The sequence below is a fragment of the Bradyrhizobium sp. LTSP857 genome (genome assembly GCF_000938285.1).
Classification (GTDB): domain Bacteria; phylum Pseudomonadota; class Alphaproteobacteria; order Rhizobiales; family Xanthobacteraceae; genus Bradyrhizobium.
The window spans coordinates 55,197-77,422 of record NZ_JYMS01000038.1 but is presented as its reverse complement, the minus strand read 5'-3'; the positions used below and the strand labels follow the sequence as shown (position 1 = coordinate 77,422).

At 64.0% G+C, this 22,226-nt stretch carries 20 protein-coding genes; 10 read left to right on the top strand and 10 right to left on the bottom strand.

The genetic code is table 11. The annotated features are described in order from the left end of the window. Window positions 1–42 precede the first annotated feature (42 nt). Window positions 43–435: a PRC-barrel domain-containing protein gene (locus tag UP06_RS24125; protein WP_045006153.1), complete on the top strand. Its 393-nt coding sequence runs from the start codon at window positions 43–45 to the stop codon at window positions 433–435. Between the two features lie 172 nt (window positions 436–607). Here UP06_RS24125 and UP06_RS24120 read toward each other — a convergent pair whose 3' ends face one another. After that, window positions 608–1,321: a hypothetical protein gene (locus UP06_RS24120; protein ID WP_045006152.1), complete on the bottom strand. Its 714-nt coding sequence runs from the start codon at window positions 1,319–1,321 to the stop codon at window positions 608–610. Between the two features lie 277 nt (window positions 1,322–1,598). Between UP06_RS24120 and UP06_RS24115 the strand changes: the two genes are divergently transcribed. Together UP06_RS24115 and UP06_RS24110 are read left to right on the top strand one after the other, a co-directional pair. Next, entirely contained in the window at window positions 1,599–2,522 is a 924-nt protein-coding gene (locus UP06_RS24115; protein WP_045006151.1) for an ABC transporter ATP-binding protein, read from the top strand. After that, entirely contained in the window at window positions 2,519–3,280 is a 762-nt protein-coding gene (locus UP06_RS24110; RefSeq protein WP_045006150.1) for an ABC transporter permease, read from the top strand. The genes UP06_RS24115 and UP06_RS24110 overlap by 4 nt, the downstream gene beginning before the upstream one ends. A 55-nt stretch (window positions 3,281–3,335) precedes the next feature. On the opposite strand, the gene UP06_RS40135 is transcribed toward UP06_RS24110, so the two are convergent. Beyond that, a complete protein-coding gene (locus UP06_RS40135) occupies window positions 3,336–3,656 on the bottom strand; it encodes a hypothetical protein (RefSeq protein WP_082081566.1) in 321 nt (106 codons plus the stop codon). Window positions 3,657–3,959: 303 nt separating this feature from the next. On the opposite strand from UP06_RS40135, the gene UP06_RS24105 reads away from it, so the two are divergent. Then, window positions 3,960–4,739 (top strand): L,D-transpeptidase, encoded by a 780-nt coding sequence (locus UP06_RS24105; protein ID WP_045006149.1) that lies wholly within the window; start codon window positions 3,960–3,962, stop codon window positions 4,737–4,739. Window positions 4,740–4,798: 59 nt separating this feature from the next. Here the strand turns inward: UP06_RS24105 and UP06_RS24100 are convergent, their stop codons facing one another. Then, window positions 4,799–6,061, bottom strand: a complete 1,263-nt coding sequence (locus UP06_RS24100; protein WP_045006148.1) for a hypothetical protein — start codon at window positions 6,059–6,061, stop codon at window positions 4,799–4,801. A gap of 56 nt (window positions 6,062–6,117) precedes the next feature. After that, window positions 6,118–9,306 carry a CHAT domain-containing tetratricopeptide repeat protein gene (locus tag UP06_RS24095; RefSeq protein ID WP_050031990.1) on the bottom strand — a complete coding sequence of 1,063 codons (3,189 nt, stop codon included), beginning with the start codon at window positions 9,304–9,306 and terminating at the stop codon, window positions 6,118–6,120. Window positions 9,307–9,524: 218 nt separating this feature from the next. On the opposite strand from UP06_RS24095, the gene UP06_RS24090 reads away from it, so the two are divergent. Beyond that, window positions 9,525–9,779, top strand: coding sequence for an acyl carrier protein (locus UP06_RS24090; protein ID WP_045006277.1), 255 nt, complete (start codon window positions 9,525–9,527; stop codon window positions 9,777–9,779). 26 nt (window positions 9,780–9,805) lie between these two features. After that, entirely contained in the window at window positions 9,806–11,506 is a 1,701-nt protein-coding gene (locus tag UP06_RS24085; protein ID WP_045006147.1) for a fatty acyl-AMP ligase, read from the top strand. Between the two features lie 3 nt (window positions 11,507–11,509). Here the strand turns inward: UP06_RS24085 and UP06_RS24080 are convergent, their stop codons facing one another. Genes UP06_RS24080 through UP06_RS24070 form a run of 3 tightly spaced genes read right to left on the bottom strand, consistent with a single transcriptional unit; the run spans window position 11,510 to window position 14,890 of the window. Continuing rightward, a complete protein-coding gene (locus UP06_RS24080; RefSeq protein ID WP_045006146.1) occupies window positions 11,510–12,526 on the bottom strand; it encodes a hypothetical protein in 1,017 nt (338 codons plus the stop codon). Next, window positions 12,501–13,883 carry an MBOAT family O-acyltransferase gene (locus UP06_RS24075; RefSeq protein ID WP_045006145.1) on the bottom strand — a complete coding sequence of 461 codons (1,383 nt, stop codon included), beginning with the start codon at window positions 13,881–13,883 and terminating at the stop codon, window positions 12,501–12,503. Before UP06_RS24075 ends, UP06_RS24080 begins: the two co-directional genes overlap by 26 nt. 47 nt (window positions 13,884–13,930) lie before the next feature. Continuing rightward, window positions 13,931–14,890: an acyl-CoA desaturase gene (locus UP06_RS24070; RefSeq protein WP_245305527.1), complete on the bottom strand. Its 960-nt coding sequence runs from the start codon at window positions 14,888–14,890 to the stop codon at window positions 13,931–13,933. A 156-nt stretch (window positions 14,891–15,046) separates the two neighbouring features. On the opposite strand from UP06_RS24070, the gene UP06_RS24065 reads away from it, so the two are divergent. Then, complete coding sequence (locus UP06_RS24065) at window positions 15,047–16,030, top strand: glycerophosphodiester phosphodiesterase (RefSeq protein ID WP_045006144.1); 984 nt, start codon at window positions 15,047–15,049, stop codon at window positions 16,028–16,030. An 8-nt stretch (window positions 16,031–16,038) separates the two neighbouring features. On the opposite strand, the gene UP06_RS24060 is transcribed toward UP06_RS24065, so the two are convergent. Next, complete coding sequence (locus tag UP06_RS24060; RefSeq protein ID WP_045006143.1) at window positions 16,039–18,321, bottom strand: fused MFS/spermidine synthase; 2,283 nt, start codon at window positions 18,319–18,321, stop codon at window positions 16,039–16,041. 178 nt (window positions 18,322–18,499) lie between these two features. Between UP06_RS24060 and UP06_RS24055 the strand changes: the two genes are divergently transcribed. Continuing rightward, complete coding sequence (locus tag UP06_RS24055) at window positions 18,500–20,110, top strand: phytoene desaturase family protein (protein WP_045006142.1); 1,611 nt, start codon at window positions 18,500–18,502, stop codon at window positions 20,108–20,110. 197 nt (window positions 20,111–20,307) lie between these two features. Further along, the gene (locus UP06_RS24050; RefSeq protein WP_045006141.1) at window positions 20,308–20,508 is read left to right on the top strand and encodes a hypothetical protein; all 201 of its coding nucleotides are present in this window, start codon (window positions 20,308–20,310) and stop codon (window positions 20,506–20,508) included. 133 nt (window positions 20,509–20,641) lie between these two features. On the opposite strand, the gene UP06_RS24045 is transcribed toward UP06_RS24050, so the two are convergent. Beyond that, window positions 20,642–20,797, bottom strand: a complete 156-nt coding sequence (locus tag UP06_RS24045; protein ID WP_502691264.1) for a Flp family type IVb pilin — start codon at window positions 20,795–20,797, stop codon at window positions 20,642–20,644. A gap of 164 nt (window positions 20,798–20,961) precedes the next feature. On the opposite strand from UP06_RS24045, the gene UP06_RS24040 reads away from it, so the two are divergent. After that, window positions 20,962–21,849 carry a 50S ribosomal protein L11 methyltransferase gene (locus UP06_RS24040; protein WP_045006139.1) on the top strand — a complete coding sequence of 296 codons (888 nt, stop codon included), beginning with the start codon at window positions 20,962–20,964 and terminating at the stop codon, window positions 21,847–21,849. Between the two features lie 114 nt (window positions 21,850–21,963). On the opposite strand, the gene UP06_RS41600 is transcribed toward UP06_RS24040, so the two are convergent. Continuing rightward, window positions 21,964–22,137: a hypothetical protein gene (locus UP06_RS41600; protein ID WP_197087366.1), complete on the bottom strand. Its 174-nt coding sequence runs from the start codon at window positions 22,135–22,137 to the stop codon at window positions 21,964–21,966. Window positions 22,138–22,226 lie beyond the last annotated feature (89 nt).

The window sequence follows — 22,226 nt, the reverse complement described above, 5'->3', positions numbered from 1 at the left end:
ACCGCTTGTTGCCACCACGATCGATTAGCTGAGGAGATCAAGATGAAAAAGCTGGTTTTGGCATGTGCCCTCGCGGTTGCCGCCGCCACCGCTGCTCATGCAGCAACGACCACCATGAAATCGGGGCCGACGGAAAGCTGGACGGTGACCAACTACTACAAGCAGGCCGTCTACGATCCCAAGGAAAGCAAGATCGGCGATATCGATGACGTGCTGGTCGACAAGTCCGGCAAAATCACCGGCCTCGTTCTCGGCGTCGGAGGCTTCCTGGGCGTCGGCGAAAAGGACGTCATCATTCCCTTCAGCGCAGTCAAGACCGCCAAGAAGAACGACAAATGGTGGCTGACGGTCGAGGAGACCAAAGACACGCTCAAGGACGCACCGGGCTTCAAATATGACAAGGCGAGCACGACCTGGGTGCCCGAGAAGAAGTAAATCGTCGTTCCCGATGATGTCTTGGAGGGGCATGCCGCTCGCACGGCGTGCCCTTTTCATGTTTGACGCACGACGACGAGCCGCCGGGAGAACTGGCTCGACTTGCAGATACGACAATGCCGCCGTCGGCAGGACGGCGGCATCATCGGTTCAGCCGTTTCCGGCGGAAGCTTCAGTTGCGGCCCGGAGCCGTTGCCGCTGCTGAACGCGCAGCCCGCGGCGCGCCAGGCTCGGCCACCGGCGCAGGCACGCGCGAACGCGAGATCGCGGCATCGATCTCGGCGATCACGCGGCGCTGGATCGCTTCGTTCTTATCGATGGTGATGTGGCCGACGCCGCTGCCGCGCACGTCGACGTTGTCGAGCTTGCCACGAAGACCGGTCGCGGCCCGTACCGGCTCACCCGGACCGTCGCCGATATAGATGTTGATGTAGCGTTCGGCGCCGGTCGACAGCTTGGTCTTGAACACGGAATCGAGCCCGATCGCGAGCTTCACGGGAACGCCGAGCTGGTTGAGCTTGGCGATCATGTCGGGCAGCGCGGTCGCGCCCGATGAGTGCCCGACCAGCACGATGGTCTTGAGCCGGCCGGCCTTGTAGTTCGCCGCCGCCTCATTGGCGAGCGAGGACCAGGAGACGAAGTTTGCGACCGTCACCGGGATGCCCTGCGCCTCGAGCCTTGCACCGATGGTGTCGAGCCCGAGCGAGAAGATGTTGAGCACGCCGCGGAGCAGATAGACATGGGTCGTCGCGGCGGCCTGGCTCGGCGCCGCCTTGGCGGTGGTCGGGCTCATGGCAACAGTTGACAGCAGGAGCAGGCAGATCGCCCACGCGCGGAGGGTGGACAACTGGCTGGCGCCGGCTGCGTAACGGCCGTTCGGTCTCATCGATCTTTTCCCTGGGGACACTTAGCAATTGGTCGGAATCGTAGCCATGGCCTGCTCGCAGACGCAACAAAGAGCCGCGTGAGCGACAATCTTAGCCGCAGCCCGTGACCATCGCGCAACACTTGCCCGAAACCCGCCACCTAAGGGCCTGTTTTGAGACCATTTTTCTCTCGGCAATTGCGACCGGGCAAGGGCATTCCTATTTCAGGGCTCCGCTGGTCTCCGCCCGACAAAGTGCGGGTTCCAGCGCCTCCCTCCCCACCCCCTACCGGCCATCATGTCCCCCATCATCTCTGTCGCCAATCTGTCGAAGACCTATGGGTCCGGCTTCAAGGCGCTCAAAAACGTCAATCTCGACATCAAGCGCGGCGAGATCTTCGCGCTGCTCGGCCCCAACGGCGCCGGCAAGACCACGCTGATCTCGATCGTCTGCGGCATCGCCAATCCGAGCGAGGGCAAGGTCCTGGTCGGCGGCGAAGACATTCGGACCTCCTACCGCAAGGCGCGCTCGCTGATCGGGCTGGTGCCGCAGGAATTGCACACCGACGCCTTCGAGAGCGTGTGGGCGACCGTGAGCTTCTCCCGCGGCCTGTTCGGCAAGCCGAAGAACCCGGCCCATATCGAGAAGGTGCTGAAAGACCTTTCGCTCTGGGACAAGAAGGACAACAAGATCATCACGCTCTCCGGCGGCATGAAGCGCCGCGTGATGATCGCGAAAGCGCTGTCGCACGAGCCGCAGATCCTGTTTCTGGACGAGCCGACCGCCGGCGTCGACGTCGAGCTGCGCAAAGGCATGTGGGAAGTCGTGCGCACCCTTCAGCAGTCCGGTGTCACCATCATCCTCACCACGCACTACATCGAGGAAGCCGAGGAGATGGCCGACCGCATCGGCGTCATCAACAAGGGCGAGATCGTGCTGGTCGAGGACAAGGCGACCTTGATGCAGAAGCTCGGCAAGAAGCGGCTGACGTTGCATCTGCAAGGCAAGCTCAGCGCGCTGCCGGAGAGCCTCACCCACTACGAGCTCGACCTCTGCGACAGCGGCGCGACGCTGATCTACGACTACGACACCAAGGGCGAACGCACCGGCATCACCAGCCTGCTCAGCGATTTGCGCAACGCCGGCATCCGCTTCAACGATCTCGACACGACGCAATCGTCGCTCGAGGACATCTTCGTCGATCTCGTGAGGACGTCATGAACTACCGCGCTGTCCGCGCCATCTATCTGTTCGAAATGGCGCGCACCTGGCGCACGCTGCTGCAAAGCATCGTCTCGCCGGTGGTCTCGACCTCGCTCTATTTCGTGGTGTTTGGCGCCGCAATCGGCTCGCGCATCAGCCAGGTCGAGGGCGTCAGCTACGGCACCTTCATCGTGCCGGGCCTGATCATGCTGTCGGTGCTGACGCAGAGCATCACGAATGCCTCGTTCGGCATCTACTTCCCGAAATTCGTCGGCACGATCTACGAGATCCTGTCGGCGCCGATTTCCTATGTCGAGATCGTGCTCGGCTATGTCGGCGCGGCCGCGACCAAGTCGATCATTCTGGGCCTCATCATCCTGGCGACAGCCGGCATGTTCGTGCCGCTGCACATCCAGCATCCGTTCTGGATGCTGGTCTTCCTGGTCCTGACGGCTGTCACCTTCAGCCTGTTCGGCTTCATCATCGGCATCTGGGCCGACGGGTTCGAAAAACTCCAGATGATCCCGATGCTGGTTGTGACGCCGCTGACCTTCCTCGGGGGCAGCTTCTATTCCGTCGACATGCTGCCGCCGGCCTGGCGCACCGTGACGCTGTTCAACCCGGTCGTCTATTTGATCTCCGGCTTCCGCTGGAGCTTTTACGAGATCGCGGATGTCAGCATATTCGTCAGCTTCGGCATGACCGTGGCGTTCCTGGCGATCTGCCTGAGCGCGATCTGGTGGATTTTCCGGACGGGATATCGGCTGAAGAACTGACCTTCAGCGTCATTCCGGGGCGCCAAGAGGCGCGCCCCGGAATGACCACCGGTCGTCAATAGCAACGGAAATGGTGGTAGCCGTCATAGTAGCCGCGGCAACGGCGGTGGCCGTGATAGGGAATGCCCAAGATGCCATCCACGGCGCCGACGGCTCCGCCGACACCGGCACCGACGACACCACCGACCGCGCCGCCCACGGGGCCGGCGATACGGTTGCCTTCATAAGAACCTTCCTGGGCACCGCGGACGATGCCCTGGGCGTGGCCAGGTTGCGGCAAACTAGCCAGGGCCAGAAGGACGGCAGCGCCGGCGAAAAGCAGGCTGGTCAGGAAGCCCGCCGGCGGTTGCGCGGCGGCGATACGAGCTTTGTTCATCTTGGGTCCCCAGGGGTCAATGGCGGCGGGAGCCGCCTGTCGAGGTAGATGATGAACAACGCCCGGGGCGGCCAAATGGTTGCGCTTTTGTGACGAATTGTCGGCGTTGTGAACGCACCCCGCTCGCGAAAATGTCAGCACCGCCGCAGGCGGCGCGGCACAAAGCAGCCTTGCTTACGCCCGGCATCACGTTAACGATGGGCTCGCAGGCCGCTGGAACGAAAGCCGGATTGCAGGCATAGTGCACGCCGGGGGACGGAGAGCCGCGGCGCTTGCGTGAACAGGCCGGAGGCCAGACGTCAGATGCGTTCCTTTTTCATTGCTTTCACTTCCTTGATGCTTTTGAGCGCGGGCAGCGCGCAGGCCAAGGTCGACATTACCGTCGACAAGGACAATCAGCAGATGACCGTCGTGGTCGACGGCGTCACGCGCTACCACTGGCCGGTGTCGACCGGCATCCCCTCGCGCGAGACGCCGAACGGCGCGTTCCGCGCCTTCCGCATGGAAGAGGATCACTACTCCAAGGAATTCGACGACGCGCCGATGCCGCACTCGATCTTCTTCACCAAGGTCGGGCACGCCATCCACGGCACCGACTCGGTCGGACGATTGGGTACGCCCGCCTCGCATGGCTGCGTGCGGCTGTCGCGCCAGAACGCCACCACGCTTTATGCGCTGGTGCAGGAGCAGGGCGTGCTCAACACCTCGGTGACGCTGACCGGCTCGGCGCAGGTTGCGCTGGCCCGCAATCCGCGCGGCCGCACCACCAATGCAGTGGCCCGCGCCACGCAGCCGGCCGAAGAGCAGCAGTACGCCACCACTGGCGATCCCGTGAATCTGACGCCGCCGGCGCAGCCCGCCCGGCGCTACATGCCGCAGGATGACAATTACATCTATCCCGCTGACGGCAGCGACACCGGCGCGCGCTATCCGGCGCCGCGCCCTGTCAATCGCGCCTATGGTGCGCAGGTCTACCAGCAGCAGCAACCATCTTACGACCAGGGCTACGGTCAGCAGGGCTATTACTATCAGCAGCAACAACCCCGGCAGTATTATCAGCCGCGCGGCTACTACCAGAACTGACGCTATTATTTGAGCATGATCCTTTCGGAAAAACCGCTCCACACTTTCCGGATCATGCTCTATCTGAATGCGGCGTCGCCGCGTTCGACGATCTTTCGTGCAGCATCAACAAAAGCGCGCGCGACCGGCTCGAGTATCTCGGGCCCGGTTGCGCCGAGATCATCTGCCGGCGTATGGAACGTATGATGGCGACCGGCCATGCCGAGGAAATTGGCGTAGCCCGCTGCATGCACGTCGCGCAGCTCGCCGACCGCCTGCTTCTCCGTCACCAGACGTTTTGCCGCGACGGCGACGAAGGCCTCGTCGGTCAACGTGACCGCCGACTTGCTCAGCACGAGATAGCGCTCCTCTTCAGCCCGGTCAGTGCGGGCCCCCTCCGCAACCGCGTAGCAGGCGTTCGACGAGCCGAAATGGATCCAGGCCAGCGTGTCCTTTGGCGCGGGCGCGCCATCCTTCAAGAACAACTCCATGCCGCCATGGCCGATCTCATGGCCGGCAGTGGCGATAAAGACGAAATGCGCCGGCCATTTTTCCGCGGCGACCGTGCGTGCCAGCGCAAGGAAATTGGCGATGCCGGGGCCGCGCTCGCAGACGCAAGTGTACCAGCCGGTCATCGGTGTGGAGACGACGATGGTCGGCCCGCGGCCGATGCCGGTCTCGGCGATGACGTTGCGGCCTGAAACGTCGCGCTCGTAATGGCCCGCAACATCGAAGGTCACCGGCGCACCTGACGCCAGCGCACGCTCGAATGTCGCCCGCGCCTTGGCGCCGACCACCATCACCGGCACCGGCCAGGGCGCGTCCTCCTGCGTGACATTGTAGGCGAAGCGGTCGTCGGCGGGATTGCCGATCATCAGCAGGATGGCGGCGGGCTTCCTAGCCGCGGCCTCGGCGATCGCCGTGCGATGGGCAGGACCGAGATAGGCGCCGCGATCAAACGGCAGCTCGATCCTGAGAACCTTTCCCGCGACATCGCCGTCGCGCGCCAGCGGGGCGGAGAGATGGAAGCTGGCCTTGTCCTCCGGCGGCCACCAGAACGGCGTCGCCTCGACGCTGATGCCGACGGCTTCAGCGCTGGCTCGCTCGACGACATATTGCCGGCCGAGCACGACGGGCTGGAATTTGATCGCAAAGCCGGCAGCCGAAAGCTCGCCGGCGATCCAGTCAGCAGTCGCACGGTCACCCAGCGAGCCGAAGCGGTGCAGGCCGAAGGAGGCGTAGCGCGCCACATCTTCATAGAGGCTCGCGCCCGACAAAACATCCTTGGCTGCCGCTTGTCCGATCATCAAAGCCACCACCGTCGCGATGAGGATATGCCGCATGTGAATCGCTCCCGGGACCTTCTTTGAGCGACAGTTTCGGCCTTCCGCAGCCGCCGTCAACCGCCCTCGCCGACCAGCACGAACGGCGCCCAGATGGCCGGATCGGCGTTGCGCGGTGACGACCGGTCGGCGATCAGAGCCTTCATCGATCGCCTCAGCGCCTCGGCACGGCCGATGCCGGGATGTGCGGTGAGCTCGGAGAAGGCGCCCGTGGTCAGGCGCACCGCCGCGTCGGAATCAACCGGCCAATGCGAGACCAGCAGCGCTCGCGCGCCGGCGTAGAAGAAGGCGCGCGCAAGGCCGGACAGGCCTTCCGCACCCGGCCTGTCTCCGGCGGCGGTGTTGCACGCAGAGAGGACCGCCCAGTCGGCATCGAGCCTGAGCTTTGCGATACGGCTTGCGGTGAGCAGGCCGTCATCATCGCTGGTCGGCCGGTCCGGCAGCGTGAGCACGAGCGCGGGCTCGCTGAGGCCGTTGACCTCGCCGGCGACGAGGCCGTGGGTGGCGAAATCGACGACGCGGTATTGATCGAGCGGAAGCAGGCTGACGTTTGTCACGGTCGCGGCCGTACCGAGCTTGACGTCGTCCTGTGGCGAAGCGCCGAGCGCACGCGCCACGGCCTGGAGCTCGCCTGCGGTCTCCGGCAGCGCGGGCAGACCCGTGCGCAGACGCTCGAGATCGACGGCGGAGCCGTCATAGTAGTTCTGGTAGGGCTGCACGCTCCGCCCTGGGCGCTTGTCGCCGGACGACCGCTGCAACACCGGATCGCCAAAGCCGATGAACGGCCTTTGGGCGCGCGAATCCCTGGCAAAACTGCGTAGCGCCCGCAGGCTCGGCACTGACGGCAGCACCGTGATGGCGCGCTCATTGAGCAGCCACGCCGCCTGCCGATAGCGATCGGCGGACGCCATGTCAGACTTTTTCGTCACCAGCACCTGAAACGGCAGGCTGGTCAGCGCGCCGGCCGGGACGACCAGCAGTTTCGGCTTACCGCCGATGTCGCCCAATATCGGACCGAACAGCGTCGTGTAGAGTTCGAAGGACGCATCGAGGTCGAACGACGATTTTGCGGCTTCCGGATCGGTGAGCCCTTGCCGCAAATGCGCGACGCGGTCATTGAGCTCGCGGCTGCCGAGCGCGATCTGGCGCAACGCGCTTGCCTCGCGCGTTATCGCGAACGCATAAGTCTTGTCGCCCAGCACGATGAACGCCAGCAGCGCCTCGTCGGACTTCAGCAGCCCCTGCGTTTGCGCAATCGACAGCGGTTGCGGACTGGACAATTCGGCATAGGCCGGAAAACTGCGGTCAAGCTGCGCCGAAACATCGTCGAGCGATTTCTGCGTTTGCGCCGTCTGCACACGCAGGCTCGCGATCAGCGTGTCGTTGCGCTTTCCATCCGCCTGCCCGAGCTCCGAGGTCACGCGCTTGTCGAGCGTCTCGAGGCTCGCCTTCAGATCTTGCTGCCGCCGCACCAGTCCCGCGATCGCATCATTGCCCGCGCCGAACCGCGCCGCCATCTGGGACAGAGCCGCGCCCGCACTTGTCTCATGCGCGCGCTGCGCGGCGCCGAAGGCTTCGTCCTTTGCCGCATTGTCCGGCTTGCCGTCGGAGACGCGCCAGATCGCATCGATCAGCCAGGGATCGAGCTCGGGAAAACGAATGAACTGCACATTCTGCTGCGCGTTGAGCGCGGTGGCGGCGAGCCGCAACCGTGCCAGGCTGTCCAGCCATTTGCCTTCGCGGCGGTCGGCATCGGCGAGGTTGATCAGCGTGGCGATGGTGTCATGATGGCGCGGCCCGAGCCGGTCCCGCGCGATCGCGAGCGCACGGTCGAGCTGGCTGCGCGCATCCGCCATGTTGCCGGTCTTGAGGTCGAGCAGCGCGATCGCGCGCAGGTCCTTGACGAGCTGCGGATGCCTGCCGCCGAGGGCGCGCTCGTCAATCTCGAGGCTCCGGACCAGGTACAGCCGCGCCTCATCCGTCTGGCCCGCGTCCCTCAGAGCCTGTCCGAGCGATCCTGCCGCCAGCGCGGTCGGGCCACTGCCCTCGCCAAACTTGCGCTCCATCACGACCAGCGACCGCCGGTAGAGATCGAGCGCCTGTGCGTTGCGTCCCATATCTGCGTAACTATTCGCAAGATTGTTGAGGGCCCGCCCGACATCGGGGCTCTCGGGACCAAACGCCTTCTCGTAGATGGCGAGCACGCGCTCCTGGAGGCCTGCTGCCGCTTCGTTCCTGCCCTGAGCTGAGTAGACATTGGCGAGATTGTTGAGCCCGATCGCCGTGGTCGGATGATTGGAGCCGAAGATCCGCTCATAGGCCTGAAGCGTCTGCTGGTAGAGCTTTTCGGCCTCGGCGTAGCGTCCCTCGTGCTCCAGCACGGTTGCAAGATTGCCCATGGTGCCCGCGACATTCGGATGAGCATCACCGTTCCGCATCCGCGTGATCGCGAGCGAACGGCGCATTGCCGCCTCGGCATCAGGCAATCGCCCGGCATCCAGATAGAGGTTGCCGAGATCATTGAGCATCTTGTCGTAGTTCGGCGCAGTCTCGGCGTTCTTGCCAAAGCTGCGGTCGAACAGATCAAGTGCCTGCTTCAACATACTCTCGCCGTCGTCGAAGCGCCCAAGCAGTCCGTAGACATCGCCGAGATCGTCCATGGCGGATGCGACATCGATCGGGGACGAATTGGCGGCCTGCAGGCCGGCCAACGCCCGCTCGAAATAGCGGACGGACTCCCCCAAATTCTCCTTGTCGCGCGCGAGCCCGCCAAGCGACGACAGCGTGTCGGAGAGACGGACGTCGTTGGCCCCGAAAGCGCTGGTGCCGAGCGCCAGCGCCCGCTCGGCCACGGCTGTCGCCTCCGCCCGGTGATCGAGCATGCCGAGCGATGCCACCAGGACGTTGGAGGTGCGCAGCGTCGAGGCGACGTCATTGTTGCGCAGCTTGATGGCAAGCGCCGCATTGAGCTTGTCGACGGCCTCCGGCAAGCGGCCAAGATTATGGAGGAACATGCCCTCGTTATGCAGCACCCCGGCATAGTTCATGTTGTCCGTGCCCTGCCGGCGGCGCACCAGGTTTTCCAGCTTTTGGGCCGCGGCGAGCCCGTCGGCCCAACGTCCGGCTTGAGTCGCCGCGTTGACCTGTGCAACCAGCGAATCAAAATCGTTGCCGCGCTGGGCGGAGGCCGATCCGGACAGCAGGACCAGAATCAGAAACGCAGCAAACAAGCGGGCGCGGTTCATGCGAAAATCCCGTCACGCGCGTCAAATTGCAATTTTAGGAGGATACGGGCGGCCGCGGCCCCTGTCGACCACGGGAAATCGCGTCATCTGTGCATGAATTGAGCAGCCGGCGACGCCGGAAAGCAACAGTCCCCAACCTTCAACGCTGCGGCGTTCCGGCCAAATTGACAACCTTGGGGTCGCCCGTATTGTCGTTCCAATTGTTTCTGGGAAGCAACATGACACGCGAGCAGATTTCGGATTTCTGCGTTACTGCGCTAGCCAATATCCTGCGCATTTCGACGGACCGGGTCGACACCGGCACAAAATTCAACCGTCTCGGCCTCGATTCGGCGATGCTCGTCTACCTCATGATGGACCTCGAGGAAAAGCTCGACCTCGAACTGTCGACGGACGACTTCTACGATCACCCTACCGTTGAGGCGCTGTCGCGATTTCTCGCCGACAAGCGCGCCATCCGCTCCGCCGCCTGAGAGCGACTGAGATCGGCGCAACCCAAATGGACACTTTCCGCTCGCTCGTGGCTCTGCTGGCCCGGCGTGCGGCGGACCAGGGCGACGATCGCGCCTATGTCTTCGTCTCCGATCGCGGGACGGAGGAAGCGGCCCTCACCTTCCGCCAATTGCACGACGCCTCACGTGCGCTGGCGTCGCACCTGACCGCGGCTGCGCAGCCCGGCGACCGCGCCATCCTGGTGTTTCCACCCGGCATCGAATTCATGGTGGCGTTCTTCGGCTGCCTGATGGCCGGCATTATCGCCGTGCCGATGATGATGCCGCGGCGAAACAGCGCCCGTGACGCCAGCGCTGCAATCCTCGCCAATTGCGCGCCGGCGGTGGCGCTGACGACTTCAGCCTTCGCTTTGCGCGGCGATTTGCATACGCGCCTTGCGCGGGAAAACATCCGCTGGATCGAAGTCGATCTCGCCGCGGTCGCAAGCGCAACGGTCGATCTGCCTGAGCCCTCGCCGAACGACTTCGCCTTCCTGCAATACACCTCCGGCTCGACCTCTGAGCCGAAGGGCGTGATGGTGAGCCATGCCAATCTGCTCGCCAATCTCGAGATGATCCGGCTGGCGCTCGGCAACACCAGGCAATCAACCTATGTCAACTGGGTGCCGCTCTATCACGACATGGGGTTGATCCTGAACGCGCTGCAAGCGCTCTATGTCGGTGCGACCTGCGTGCTGATGGCGCCGAACGCGTTCATGCAGCGGCCGCTCGGCTGGCTGCGCGCGATCTCGCATTATCGTGCTGAAGTGGCGTGCAGCCCGAATTTCGGCTTCGACCTCTGCGTCAGCCGCTACCGCGCCGATCAGATGAATGGCGTCGACCTGTCCTCGCTCAAAATCGCGCTCAATGGCGCCGAGCCGGTGCATGCGGACACCATCGAACGGTTCGCCGCGACATTTGCGCCGCATGGATTCGATCCGCGCGCGATGTATCCTGCCTATGGCATGGCGGAGGCGACGCTTCTGATCTCCGGAGGGAAACGCGGCGGAGGTCACATCACGCGCAGTGTCAGCCGCGCGGCGCTTCAGGCGCATGTGGCGGAGGCGCCGACCGATCCGGACGATGCGCAGGTTCTGGTCGGCTGCGGCCGCGCACTCTCTGGCGAGCGGATCGCCATCGTCGAGCCGGACAGCCGCGAACGGGTTGCCATCGACCGCATCGGCGAGATCTGGGTCACCGGCGCGAATGCCGCGCGCGCCTATTGGCGCAACGATACGGCGACGCGCGAGGGACTCAACGCCGCGATTGCCGGCGAAGACAGCCCGTGGCTGCGCACCGGCGATCTCGGCTTCCTCGATGCCGACGGCGAATTGTTTGTCACCGGGCGGATCAAGGACCTCATCATCATCCGCGGCATCAACCATTATCCGCAGGACATCGAGCGCACGGTGCAGGCGCTCAACGAAGGCTTGCGCGAAAACTGCGGCGCGGCGTTCTCGGTGCCGGACGAGACCGGAGAGGAAACCCTCGTCATCGTCCAGGAGGTCGAACGTACAGCACGGCACACCATCGACACCGCCGAGATCAAGGGCCGGATACGCGAGGCCATCGCCGACAGCCACGAGCTCTCTGCGCGCCACATCGCGCTGATCCGTCCCGGCACACTGCCGAAGACCACCAGCGGCAAGATCCAGCGCAAGCTGGCGCGCGGGCTCTGGCTCGACGGTGGCTTCGAGGACATCGGCTGATCGTCAGAAGTTGATCTGCGCCGCCTCGCCGTCGCGCAAGCTGGCCGCGATACCCTGCTCGAGCTTGCGCGCAATGATCGCCCGGTAATGGATGAGATCGACGAAATTGGCGGGGTCGCGCGTGAGCGCATTATCGAGGCGATAGTCGATCAGATTGCTGTTGGGTCGGCCGCTAATGATGGAGCGATACGCCGTCTTGCAGACCTCATGGCGCGCGGCTTCGCGGCTGCGGGACGGGGGCACGATGGCGTAGAAGGTCGGCGGCATCAGGAGCACGACCGGCGCATCTCGGGGAAGTTTTGCGACCGTGCTTGCCAGCATGACTGCATAAGGAAAAGTATCAGTGATCTTGCCGTCGAACGGCGCCGCCTTGGCGGGCTCCGCGGCGGCCGGATGTTTCGCGCCGGGTGGCCACACCTCCTCATAGCTCCAATAGCCGTCAGGGCGGATCGGCTTGCGCGAGCCGCGACCGATGGCGATGGCGATGCGCTGGACGACGCGATCGAGCGCAGGCCATGTGAAGAGATGACCGAGATAGCGGAGCGCGCCGGCTTCATAGAGCCAGTACGGGAACGCATCTTGCGGCAACGGCGGCAAGTCGTTCGCGCACCAGGGCTGGTCGATCACGACGACGAGGGCGCCGATGGTCGTGTGCTGCCCGGCGAAGAAATCAAGGATTGCGAGGTCGCCGCGCGGGTCCGCGCCCGGCGCGACGAGCTGCACGAAGCGCTTGCCCGTCGCCTTGTCGAGCTCAGCCGGTTGCAGCAGCTGCCCGGTAGAATTGCCCAGAATGGCGGAGTCGAATTGCGGATCGCGGGCCCGGCTGGCATTGGCGGTCCAGGGATTGCGATCATTCACGCCGGCGATGCCGAACCAGCCGAACCGGCCGCTGTCGTAGGGATCGACCGACATCACGACGGCGGCGACCAGCGCGGCGCCCAGTGCAAGCGCGCCGAAACAGGCGGCAAGGCAGCGGCCCCATTCGACTGACGTGTCAGAACTTGAAATAGACGAACTCATGGAGCCCCCCTTCCCCGATCTGGATCAGCAAGGCAAGGATGCCAATCCCGAGCAGGCCCGCCAGCACAGCATTCGGCTTGCGGGTGAAAAACGCCACGATGTCCTGGCTCGCCGGCAACAGGAATGCGACCAGCGGAGCCACCACCAGCGGCCACACCTGGCCGATGCGATCGAGCGGCAGCGGCTGGAGAAGCCCCGCGAACACGTGCCAGGCGGCTTCAATCGATCCGGCGCGAAAAATCACGCCGGTCGCGAGCACGAACAGCACCGTCAGCGCCCAGCCGAGCCACGATGGAAAATCCGGCCCGTAGCGGCGCCACAACGCGCAGGCGACCAGCGCGAGGCCGTGCAGCACGCCCCACAGCACGAAGGCCCAGCTCGCGCCATGCCACAATCCGCACAGCGCCATGGTGATCAGCATTGCGCCGAAGAATTGCACCGGCAGCCAGCGCCGCGGCAACAGGCGCAGATTGACCAGCGGATAGAACACATAGTCGCGCAAAAACAACATCAGCGTGATGTGCCAGCGCTGCCAGAAATCCTGGATATTGGTCGAGCGCAGCGGCGCATTGAAATTGTAGGGAAGCTGGACGCCGAACAGCAGGGCAACGCCGATCGCGATGTCGGAATAGCCGGAGAAATCGAACAGGATCTGGAACGAGAAGCAGAAGGCGAGCCAGGCATCGCCGTTTCCGAGTGGCCCGCTCGCGGCCTGCGTGTAGATAGGATCGAGCAGATGCGCGATGTTGTCGGCGATCACGACCTTCTCGAACAGGCCGAGCGCGATGAAGCAGGTCGCGATGCAGAACTGGCGCTGCCAGCCCGGCACGTAGACCTGCCTGCCGAACTGGTGCATCACCTCCGACCAGCGCGCCAGAGGGCCGGCGATCGCCTGCGGGAAGAAGGCGATGTAGAGCGCGTAGCGGTCGAGCGCATAGAGCGGCGCCTTGCCGCGCTTCAGGTCGACCAGATACATGATGTGGTGAAAGGTGAAGAAGGAGATGCCGAGCGGCAGCCCGATGTCGAGCGTCGGCAGCGTCGTGCCAAGCACGTGGGCGAGATTGGCCAGCACAAAATTGGCGTATTTGAACAGCGCCAGCACGCCGATATCGAGCACGATCACGAGCGTCAGCACCGCCTTCCACTTCACCCGGCCATAGGCGACCGAGGCAAGCCAGTTGACCGCGATCGAGGCGATCAGCAGCAGGATGAAGGACGGGCTGCCCCAGGCGTAGAAGGCGACCGACAGCGCGACCTGCACGCCAATGCGCAAATGTGGATAGGGATCGACCAGGCGGTAGATCAGCAGCGCCGCCGGCAGGAAGACCAGGAGAAAGGGGTAGTCGTTGAACAGCATCGGTTCAAAGCCGAATCATCACCGGCACTCGCGCCGGTCGATGATACTCAGCCCGTTTCCAGGTCGGGCGTAGCGTCGCCCGGCTGCGGTGACATGCGCCGCGCGATCTTCTCCTCGCTCGGCACCTTGACGTCCCAGGCAAGCCCAAGCGCCTCCAGCGCGCGGATGAAGATGAAGCCGGGATCGAACTCGAACCAGCGTAGGCCGAAGGCGGCCGAATACGGGAAGGCGTGATGGTTGTTGTGCCAGCCCTCGCCCCAGGCGAGCCAGGCCATCACGCCGAGATTCCTGCTGTTGTCATCACGCGTGACGAAGGGCTGCGCACCGAACGTGTGCATGATCGAGTTGATGGCGGACATGGTCTGTTCGACCACGAACATGCGGACCACGCCGCCCCAGAGTAGGCCGTCCAGCGCACCCCAGAGGCTCATCGTGGCGAGGCCGCCGATCGCGGCCGGCAGCAACAGGCCGAGCACGACCCAAGTGTAATAGTAGCTGTTGACCGCGACCAGCCTGCGGTCCGCCATCAAATCCGGCACGTAATGCGCGACGTTGGGGTAATCGTGCTCGATCATCCAGGTCAGGTGCGCATGCAGGAAGCCGCGCAGGCGACCGAACGCGCCATCGCCATGCAGACGCGGCGAATGCAGATCGCCGTCGTGATCCGACAGCTCGTGGTGGCGCCGATGCATTGCCGCCCAGGACAGCATCGGGCCGCGGCCGGCCATCGATCCCATGATGATCAGGATCGCGCTCATCGCGGACGAGGTGGCAAAAGCGCGATGGGTGAACAGGCGATGATAGCCGACGGTCAAACCAAGGCCAGTGATCAGCCAGAAGCCGAACAACAGGCCGAGCTCGGTTACGCCGATCGGGTGACAGAGTAACAGGCCCAGCGCAACCAGCGTACCGACGAAGGGCAGCACGTCGAAAATGACAAAATGCCGCCGCTGCATCTTGTGAAAATGCCGGCTGCGAATGATGCGGTGATCGCGTTTCTGGTGCACGGGTGAGATTCCAAGGCGGCTATGAGTACATAACCGCCGGGCGAGCGCAACCCAAGCCGCCGCCCAAGGTTTCAACAGGCGCAAAAGCCTGTAGAATACGTCGGACACGCCAAGATGCGTTCAAATACGCCCTTTTCGCTTGCCCTCCGAGCCGCCATGCCATCACGTGCTGCGACAATTTTGACCGTGCTCTCAGTTCTGATGGCGGGACGAGCTATGGGATTCGATCTCGAGGCGCATCGCGGCGGGCGGGCGCTGATGCCGGAAAACACCCTGCCGGCCTTCGCCAACGCACTGTCGATGGGCGTGGACACGCTGGAGCTCGATGTCGGCGTGACCGCGGACGGTGAGGTGGTCGTCTCGCATGAGCGCGGGCTTAATCCCGATCTCGCACGGGATGCGGCCGGCGCTTATGTCGCCGCGCCCGGCACGCCATTCGTGAAACTGCGCTTCGCCGACGTCAGGAGCTACGACGTCGGCCAGCTTCGGCCGGACAGTGCCTATGCAAAACAATTCCCCGACCAGCGCGCCGTGACGGGGACGCACATTCCCACCTTGCGCGAGGTGTTCGCGCTGGTGCGCAAGTCCGGCAACCGAAGCGTGCGTTTCAATATCGAGACCAAGATCGATCCCGACCATCCGGACGAATCTCTTGATCCCGAGGCCTTCGTCGCCAAGCTGCTCGGGGTGATCGATGCCGAGAAATTCTCCGACCGCGTCATGATCCAGTCCTTCGACTGGCGGACGCTGCTTCTTATCCAGCAGCAGGCCCCGAAGATTCCGACCGTGTATCTGACGCTCCAGCGCGGCTCGGCACCGACCATCGTCCTCGACAAAGCCACCAACTGGACGGCGGGTTTCAGTCCGGCCGATCACGGCGGCTCACTGCCGCGAACGATCAAGGCCGCAGGCGGCGCGGTGTGGTCACCTTATTTTGGCGACGTGACCGTGGCGCTCGTCACTGAAGCCCATGCGCTGAGATTGCGCGTCGTGGTCTGGACGGTCAACAAGCCCGAAGACATGGCGCGCATGATCGAGACCGGCGTCGACGGCATCATCTCGGACCGCCCGGACCTGTTGCGACAGGTCGCGGGTGAGAAGGGGATTGCGCTGCCGGCGGGAACGCCGGTCCAACCGTAAGCCGCGAGTTACTGCTCCCCGTAGCGCAAACGCCGATACAGCGCACCGAGAATGTTGGAGTAATCGTCGGTCCAGACCCGCACTTTCTCGTCCGCGTCGGTCTCCTCCCACTGCTTGGAGGAAGCGAGCTTGCCGACATCGGCCTCCTCACGCGCGGAGATGACGACGTCGGTGGCGAAGATGTAGTCGGCGTCGCGGCCCGAATCCTCGTCGTAGACCCAGCTCTTCAGGTCGTTAGCATCGGCAATCCCGACCACGACGGGCTCGAGATCGAGATGCCGGTTGGAGACGTGCATCACCACCGCGCCATGCGGGGCGAGCTTGTCCTTGTAGATCTTCATCGCCTCTTCGGTGGCGAGATGAATCGGGATCGCATCCGACGAATAGGCATCGACGATGATGAGGTCGTAGACCCCATCGGGCTCCTTGGCGAAGGTGAGGCGCGCATCGCCAATCACCGGCTTCAAATCCGGCAGGCAGCTCGAGATATAACGGAAATTCTTCGGGTCGCGCGCGGCATCGACCATGGACTGGTCGATCTCGAAGAATTTCCAGTCTTCGCCGGGCTCGGCGGCGCAGGCGAGCGTGCCCGATCCGACGCCGATGGCAGCGACCTTCAGCGGCGCACCCTTGCGCTCGCGGATCGCGGTGATGGCCTGACCGATGCCACCGTCCTTGTAATAATAGGTGATCGGCTCGGGCCGGCCGGTGACCGGCGTGCCGTCATTGTTGCGGAAGCGTTCGGCGCCGTGAATGGTGGTGCCGTGCATCAGCACGTGGAAATAGCCGCCCGGCGTCACCACGATCTTGTGCACGCCAAAGAAGCTGCGCACGGTCGTGACGCGGCCCTCGTCCGCCGGATAGATCCGGATCAATGCGAGCGCGAGCGCGACGGTGGCAAAGATCTTCCAGCGGCCTGCGCTGACCGCGATCGCAAGAAGTGCCGCGAGCACGCCGACGGCGCCGGCGACCCAGACGCGGTGATCCTCGAACCAGGTCGAGAGATCACCCGTCGTGTAGGACGGCACGACCAGCGCCACGGCGAGCGCGGCAAGGGCCAGCCAGTACCATTTGACGATGCCGGCAAAACGCTCATTCACTGAGGGCCGGCACAGCGCGGCCAACGCGACCAGGATTGGATATTCGGCGATCCAGGAGAAGGTGAAGGGCGCGACGAGGCCAGCAAACAGACCGCCGATCATGCCGCCGAAGGACAGCGCGACATAGAAGCCGGTGAGATATTTTGAGGGCGGCCGGGTCCGCGCGAGTTCGCCATGGCAGGCCATGGCGATGACGAAGAAGCACAATTGGTGCCCGCCGAGCGTCAGCAGCAGATTCTGCTCGCCGCCGAAGGCGAGCAGGAAAATGACGCCCGCGATCGCGACCGGCTGGAGCATCAGCATCCATTTGTGCGGCAACAGCGGCCGCGACTGGAACACCACCACCCAGGTGAGCAAATATAGCGACAGCGGCAGCACCCACAAAAGCGGCGCCGCCGCGACGTCGGTCGAGATATGCGCGGTCACGGCGATGAGGAGGCCGGACGGCACGGCAGCTAGGAAGATCCAGCGCAGCCGCGTCACCACGCCCGGCGCCGGCGCATTCGCCTCCTCGGTTTGCGCGTCAATCACCGCCAGCTTCGGCGAACGCAACAGCAGCACGCCGCAGGCCGCGATCAAAAGGATCAAAAGGCCATAGCCGCCGGTCCAGAGCCGGTTCTGCGTGTGCAGCGTAAAGATCGGCTCCAGCAGGAACGGATAGGACAACAGCGCGAGAAAGCTGCCGATGTTGGACGAGGCATAAAGAAAATACGGATCGCGCCCATCGGGATGACCGGTGCGGACGAACCAGGCTTGCAGCAGCGGATTGTTGGCCGCGAGCGCGAAGAACGGCAGGCCGATCGACATCACGAACAGCCCGAGCAGCCAGAACGCGTAGCCGGACGCCGGCGGCTCGCCATAGGCGGTGGCAATGCCGAGCGGCAGCGTGACGAAGGCGACGACCAGCAACGCGAGATGGACCACGATGGGAACGACGCGGCTCTTGATCTGCATCAGCAGATGCGCATAGGCATAACCGGCCAGCAGCAGCGACTGGAAGAACACCATCGCCACCGACCACACCGCCGGCGAGCCGCCGAGCCGCGGCAGCACCATTTTCGTGAACAGCGGCTGCACCGAGAACAGCAGCAGCGCACTGACGAAGATCGCGGCCGTATAGACCGTCAACAGCAGCCGGTTGCGTGACGAGGACGGCTGCTCCGTGGCGGCGGGTTGCACGATCGAATCCATGGAAGCTCCGGCAGACAATCCCCGGCGGGCGCCGGGCGCGCGCAATGGAGCACAAGCCGCCTGAACGGGCAATAAATGGTCTCGTGATGTTGCCGCGAGAAATGCCTGATATAGAGATGTCATTCCGGGTCGGGTCCTTCGGACCATCCGGAATGAGCATGGAACATCAGAAACCCTCATGACCGAAACCGACGTCGTCATCATCGGCGCTGGCCATAACGGCCTCACCTGCGCGGCCTATCTCGCGGCGGCGGGCTTGCGCGTGCACATGGTCGAGCGCCGCAAGGTGGTCGGCGGGGCGGCGGTCACGGAGGAGTTTCATCCGGGTTTCAAGAATTCGGTCGCGGCCTACACGGTGAGCCTGCTCAATCCGCTGGTGAGCCGCGACCTGGGGCTCGCCGAGCAAGGCCTGCGAATCGTCGAGCGGCGCGCGCAGAATTTTCTGCCCGCACTGGACGGCAACTATCTCCTCACCGGCGAGGGACGAACGAAGGCCTCCGTCGCGCGACTCAGCACACATGACGCAGATGCACTCGACGGCTTTTCGCGCGAGCTCGAAGACATTGCGGATGTGCTGCGGCAGTTCGTGCTGCGTGCGCCACCGAACCTGCTCGGGAGTTTTGGCGTTGGCGCACTCCGCGAAGCCGTGAACGCGTTGATGACGGCCAACATCCTGCGCGGGCTGACGCTGGAGCAAAGCCGCAGCCTGCTTGATCTGTTCACCCGCTCGGCCGGCGAGATACTGGACGACCGGTTCGAGAACGATCTCGTCAAGGCGCTGTTCGGCTTCGATGCCATCGTCGGCAATTATGCCAGCCCCTACGCGGCCGGCTCGGCCTATGTGATGCTGCACCACGCCTTCGGCGAGGTGAACGGCAAGAAGGGCGTCTGGGGCCATGCCATCGGCGGCATGGGCGCGATCACGCAGGCGATGGCGCGCGCTGCGCGTGACCGCGGTGTTACGATCGAGACCGATGCTGGCGTACGCGAGGTGATCGTCGAGCGCGACCGCGCCGTCGGCGTGGTGCTGGAGAACGACTCAACCATTCGCGCAAAATATGTCGCGGCCAGCGTCAATCCAAAGCTGCTCTATACGCGGCTGATCGCAGCCGACGCCTTGCCGTCCGATTTCCTCGCGCGCATCCGCCACTGGAAGAACGGCTCCGGCACCTTCCGCATGAACGTGGCGCTGGACCGCCTGCCCTCCTTCACGGCGTTGCCCGGCGATGGCGATCACCTCTCCTCCGGTATCATCCTGGCGCCGAGCCTCGGCTATATGGACCGTGCGTATCTCGACGCGCGGGCGCAGGGCTGGAGCCGGCAGCCGATCGTCGAGATGCTGATCCCCTCGACGCTCGACGACACGCTGGCGCCAGCGGGACAACACGTCGCGAGCCTGTTCTGCCAGCACGTCGCGCCCGAACTGCCCGACGGAAAATCCTGGGACGACCACCGCGACGAGGTCGCCGATCTCATGATCGCGACGGTGGACAGCTACGCGCCGGGCTTTGGGACAAGCGTGCTCGGGCGCCAGATCCTCTCGCCGCTCGATCTCGAACGACAATTCGGCCTGCTCGGCGGCGACATCTTCCACGGCGCCTTGACGCTGAACCAGCTGTTCTCGGCGCGACCGATGCTCGGCCATGCCGACTACCGCGGCCCCTTGAAGGGCCTCTACCATTGCGGCTCCGGCGCCCACCCCGGCGGCGGCGTCACCGGCGCCCCCGGCCACAACGCGGCGCAGGCGATTTTGCGGGATCACCGCGGTCTGTTCGCAAGCCGTGGATAGGCCTGTGGATGGGCTGTGGACAGGCTGTTGGGAGAGCTGTGAGAAGGCGGTGCGCGCCGGCCCGACCAAACTGGGTACAAGGCGGTGGAAAACCTGGGGATGAGCGGCGGGATAAGGCCGTGGACAGCATGCGAAAAATGAGCGGACTGCCTGTGGGCATTCGGTAGTGTCTCAGTTTGAAATTGGAGGCTGGGAGCATGGAGATCGGCGACCGCATTCGAATCGACGGTATGACTGGCCGTGTCGTCGCACTAATCTCTGAGGGCAGATTTTCTCCAGATTACCCTGCCGAGCAATGGGCCTATCTTGAAGTAGGGACGCTCGTCGATACCGATGAGGCGGGCCTGATTCATTATCAAAACTTCGACGGCGTCCAGGTCGAGAGAATTTCAAACTGAGACGCTAACGAGCATTTCCGGTGAGAAGCCCCAAAACGACTCCGCCCGCCGGAAGGCAATTCCCCCAGCGGGCGCGTGTCAAAAAAGCTGTCTATGAAGAAAGGAGCCCCCGCTGGGAAATGGGAGGCAGAAATTACTTCAAGGAGCTGCTAATCGAACCGAACTTGTCGTTCAAGCTGGTGCCCAAATTGTTCACCACGGTGATGATCGCCAGCGCGATACCGGCCGCGATCAGGCCGTATTCGATCGCAGTCGCACCGGACTCATCGGACCAGAACTTCGAAACCATGCGCTTCAAGACTCGCCTCCATTTCCATTTCAAGGTGTGTTGGTTGGTTCCAACACCCGGAAAACTACGGAATACAACCTACGGGTAGATTAATCTTGGAACTGCAAGTTATGCGGAAAATTGGGAACAAAAGTTCCAAAAATTGAACCGAGCGGAACCCTAGGATGCAGCCTTCACCTACCCATCGCGCCAGTTTTTCGATCGGCAACGAGGCCGCCGCCAGGCGCGTCGTCGACGTGCTCACGGAGGTCTTTTTCGAGGGTGATGCCGCGGTTGCCGCGTTCGAACGGCCAGACGGAGAATGGGACGTCACGCTGCATTTTGCCGAGGCGCCGGATCAGGTGGGCTTACGCGAACTCATTGTAACTTCAGCAGGAAACGAGATCGCGGCAACGCTCGCCTTCGACACGATCGAGGCCAAGGACTGGGTCAAGGCGAGCCTGGAAGATCTCGTCCCGGTGCCGGCCGGGCGCTTCGTCGTCCATGGCAGCCACGACCGCGACCGCGTGGCGCCAAACAAGCTCAAAATCGAGATCGAGGCGGCACTCGCCTTCGGCACCGGCCATCACGGCACCACCCGTGGCTGTTTACTGCTGCTTGACCATGTCTTGAAACACGCGCGGCCGAAGCGCGTGCTCGACCTCGGCACCGGTACCGGCGTATTGGGAATCGCGGCTGCGAAGGCGCTGCATCGCGCGGTGCTGGCTTCCGACATCGACCCGCCCTCGGTGCGGGTCGCGGCCGAGAACGCGGCCCTGAATGAAGTTCGCAACCACGTGCGGGCGATCCGCGCCACCGGGTTTGCCGCGCCGGACTTTGGCAAGGCCGGCCCATTCGATCTGGTGCTGGCCAACATCCTTGCCAATCCGTTACGACAATTGGCGGGTCCGATGACGCGGCACCTCGCGCCCGGCGCTCGCGTCATCCTCTCCGGCCTGCTGACGCACCAGGCGCCCGCCGTGATCGCTGCCTATCGCGCCCGCGGCCTCGTGCCGCTGCGGCACCTGCGGATCGAGGGGTGGAGCAGTCTATTGCTAAGGAAGGTTGGGTGAGCTGCGTAGGGTGGGCAAAGCGAAGCGTGCCCACCAAATTCATTGCGATCGAGGAAACATGGTGGGCACGGCACTTCGCGCCTTTGCCCACCCTACGGCATCATCAACGTGGTGCTACTTCGCCGGCTTCTCGTGACCAGGCGCAGATGCGCGCAAGGCACGCCGCGCGCGGCGCTCGGCAAAACGACCGATCATCTGGCTGATGAGGCCGCGCGGCTTCTTCGGGGTCGCTACCACGGGCGCGCGGCGCACCGGCGGCGAAATCTTCTCAAACGTGAACGCTGGCATCGTGTGTCCTCTCGCCGTTGAGATGAACCACTTGCTCGAATTTCCCTGTTATCTGGACGAAGCGCAACAGCCGCATCCTTTTACTCCAC

Excerpts from the sequence above, each read along its gene's own strand:
- UP06_RS24125 (WP_045006153.1), top strand. The coding sequence starts at position 43 with ATGAAAAAGCTGGTTTTGGCATGTGCCCTCGCGGTTGCCGCCGCCACC.
- UP06_RS24120 (WP_045006152.1), bottom strand. The coding sequence starts at position 1,321 with ATGAGACCGAACGGCCGTTACGCAGCCGGCGCCAGCCAGTTGTCCACC.
- UP06_RS24115 (WP_045006151.1), top strand. The coding sequence starts at position 1,599 with ATGTCCCCCATCATCTCTGTCGCCAATCTGTCGAAGACCTATGGGTCC.
- UP06_RS24110 (WP_045006150.1), top strand. The coding sequence starts at position 2,519 with ATGAACTACCGCGCTGTCCGCGCCATCTATCTGTTCGAAATGGCGCGC.
- UP06_RS40135 (WP_082081566.1), bottom strand. The coding sequence starts at position 3,656 with ATGAACAAAGCTCGTATCGCCGCCGCGCAACCGCCGGCGGGCTTCCTG.
- UP06_RS24105 (WP_045006149.1), top strand. The coding sequence starts at position 3,960 with ATGCGTTCCTTTTTCATTGCTTTCACTTCCTTGATGCTTTTGAGCGCG.
- UP06_RS24100 (WP_045006148.1), bottom strand. The coding sequence starts at position 6,061 with ATGCGGCATATCCTCATCGCGACGGTGGTGGCTTTGATGATCGGACAA.
- UP06_RS24095 (WP_050031990.1), bottom strand. The coding sequence starts at position 9,306 with ATGAACCGCGCCCGCTTGTTTGCTGCGTTTCTGATTCTGGTCCTGCTG.
- UP06_RS24090 (WP_045006277.1), top strand. The coding sequence starts at position 9,525 with ATGACACGCGAGCAGATTTCGGATTTCTGCGTTACTGCGCTAGCCAAT.
- UP06_RS24085 (WP_045006147.1), top strand. The coding sequence starts at position 9,806 with ATGGACACTTTCCGCTCGCTCGTGGCTCTGCTGGCCCGGCGTGCGGCG.
- UP06_RS24080 (WP_045006146.1), bottom strand. The coding sequence starts at position 12,526 with ATGAGTTCGTCTATTTCAAGTTCTGACACGTCAGTCGAATGGGGCCGC.
- UP06_RS24075 (WP_045006145.1), bottom strand. The coding sequence starts at position 13,883 with ATGCTGTTCAACGACTACCCCTTTCTCCTGGTCTTCCTGCCGGCGGCG.
- UP06_RS24065 (WP_045006144.1), top strand. The coding sequence starts at position 15,047 with ATGCCATCACGTGCTGCGACAATTTTGACCGTGCTCTCAGTTCTGATG.
- UP06_RS24060 (WP_045006143.1), bottom strand. The coding sequence starts at position 18,321 with ATGGATTCGATCGTGCAACCCGCCGCCACGGAGCAGCCGTCCTCGTCA.
- UP06_RS24055 (WP_045006142.1), top strand. The coding sequence starts at position 18,500 with ATGACCGAAACCGACGTCGTCATCATCGGCGCTGGCCATAACGGCCTC.
- UP06_RS24050 (WP_045006141.1), top strand. The coding sequence starts at position 20,308 with ATGGAGATCGGCGACCGCATTCGAATCGACGGTATGACTGGCCGTGTC.
- UP06_RS24045 (WP_502691264.1), bottom strand. The coding sequence starts at position 20,797 with ATGGTTTCGAAGTTCTGGTCCGATGAGTCCGGTGCGACTGCGATCGAA.
- UP06_RS24040 (WP_045006139.1), top strand. The coding sequence starts at position 20,962 with ATGCAGCCTTCACCTACCCATCGCGCCAGTTTTTCGATCGGCAACGAG.
- UP06_RS41600 (WP_197087366.1), bottom strand. The coding sequence starts at position 22,137 with ATGCCAGCGTTCACGTTTGAGAAGATTTCGCCGCCGGTGCGCCGCGCG.